3 protein-coding genes are annotated in these 2,011 nt (G+C 27.0%); all 3 read right to left on the reverse strand.

Features of this window, described 5'->3' with window-relative positions:
- Nucleotides 1-102 precede the first annotated feature (102 nt).
- Nucleotides 103-693, reverse strand: a complete 591-nt coding sequence (locus tag AQ1689_RS10970) for a hypothetical protein (protein ID WP_145993766.1) — start codon at nt 691-693, stop codon at nt 103-105.
- A 157-nt stretch (nt 694-850) separates the two neighbouring features.
- Nucleotides 851-1,204 (reverse strand): DUF1493 family protein, encoded by a 354-nt coding sequence (locus tag AQ1689_RS10975; RefSeq protein ID WP_101916201.1) that lies wholly within the window; start codon nt 1,202-1,204, stop codon nt 851-853.
- A complete protein-coding gene (locus AQ1689_RS10980) occupies nt 1,194-1,721 on the reverse strand; it encodes a hypothetical protein (protein ID WP_101916200.1) in 528 nt (175 codons plus the stop codon). Before AQ1689_RS10980 ends, AQ1689_RS10975 begins: the two co-directional genes overlap by 11 nt.
- Nucleotides 1,722-2,011 lie beyond the last annotated feature (290 nt).

Consider the following 2,011-nt stretch of genomic DNA (forward strand, 5'->3'; position numbering starts at 1 on the left):
AGCTCAAAAAACTAATTTATAGAATTATGAGCCTAGAATAATAATGTATAAACTTAATCAAGAAAAGAGTTGTTTTTTAGCTCAGTTCTTTGTTAGCAATAGTTATTTAGGCATAAACCTACTAGGGTCTTCTTTTTCTTTTCGTATTCTTTCTTTTTCAAGTTCTATTTTTTTCTTTTCCTCTTCAGTAACTTCTTTTTGAGATTCAATTATTTTATTTTTTTTTCTTACTATTTTCTTTTTTTCTTTATGTGTTTCAGGTGTTTTTTTCTTACTAAAGCTAGTAACTAAAGAGATTAATGTTATAATAGATAAAATACCCCACAAAATTCCAACTAATAAATCTGAAATTGATTTTCCTTTTTCATTTTCACTTTTTAAATCATCGAAAGGGTCAGCAGAAATGGTATTTGGATTTTCTTTTAAATAATATATTTTAAGTTTATTGGCGTTTGGAATTTCATTTAATGTGATTTTCCCATTATAAGATTCTCCATTTAAGTCAAATGAGTAATCAAATTTATATAATTTAACAACTTTAGCTATTCTGGTTTCAGTATATTCATTCGATAAATTAGCAACGATATTAGTATTTTCATCAATCATTTGTTGTAATTCAGCTATATGATTTTTATCGCCTCCACTAACATAATCTGAAACGCAAGATTTTGCAAGAACAAAAAATAAAATCATAAATACAATTTTATAAAGTACAGATTTTATATTTTCAAATTTTTCAAACATATTTTTTCTCATTTTTGGGTTTAATTATTGCTAACGTTTTTTGTATGGTGCGTTTGCATCCCGCAGGGTGCATATGCATTATACAAATTGTTAGCATAAGTACTTACTATTTTTTACTCTTCATGTCAATCCAATAACCTAATTCAATTATTTTTATTAAATGTTCTATAGTTAAATCATAATAATCCCTGTTATCTTTTTTCCTTCTAATCCAATTGTAAATAGCTATAAAATTGATTAAACCAAAGCCTTCATCATCAAAATGTAATTGCCATTCTCTATTTTCATCATAATCAATATTAAAATGAATTAAAAACTTCTCTAAAAATTCTATTCCGTCATCTCCTCCAATTTTAAGATCACCTCCTAAAGTAGTTTTAAGATTTATTTTATCTCTTTCTCCCCAGTATTCTTTAATAATAAAATCTACCAGTCGCTTAAAATGATTGTTATTTTCCATCTACAATGTGATTATATACCATTTGGGTATCATAAAAAATACTCCCTAAATCATAAGTCAAAATCCCCCAACCAATAATTGGTGTAGCTCGACCTACAATTCTTCCAATAATTTTAGTTAATCTCTTTTTTAACCCTTTTCCTCCAATAATTTTAGGATAACCAATAACCGTAGGTACACGAAATGGTAATTCTCCAGGTATTTTTGAAAGATACTTTGAAGCAACAGATGTTCCTTTGATAGAGCCTTTAAATTTTGCTCTTGTGGGAATTAAAGGAGCTCCACTAAGTACTGCAATTAGCCCAACAATATCTAGTATTCCAAATTGTTCCGCTATCTCATATGCTAAAATGGCTATGTATAAATCAAATTTAGAAAAATACCATTTTCCTTCATATTCCCACATTCCAGGTTCGTAGGAATAATTAGCTTGCAATAATAATTGATTTCTAAGTTCTTCTCTAAATTTATAAGACTCATAACTTAAATCAACAGTATTAAATTCTGATTCTATCATCTTGGATTCAATTTTGTATTTATGCTAACGGTTCGTATAAGAATAGTAAGGGATTAAAATGAACTTATTTTTCGGTTTAGCACTTAGCCAAATTTACAATTTTACTGTTATTTTTCTTTTAACTGTTAAATTGTAAATTTGGTGGATTTTATTAATATGTACCGATTTTGGATTTGGCATCTAACCCTTATTATTTTTATACATCTTAAGTTTGTCTTTTAATACATTTGATATATAATCAGAAAGAATAAAAGAGAGAATTAAGGTTACTATATACGGTGAAGCATTGA

The sequence above is a fragment of the Tenacibaculum finnmarkense genome, assembly GCF_900239185.1.
In the GTDB taxonomy this organism is placed as follows: Bacteria; Bacteroidota; Bacteroidia; order Flavobacteriales; family Flavobacteriaceae; genus Polaribacter; species Polaribacter finnmarkensis.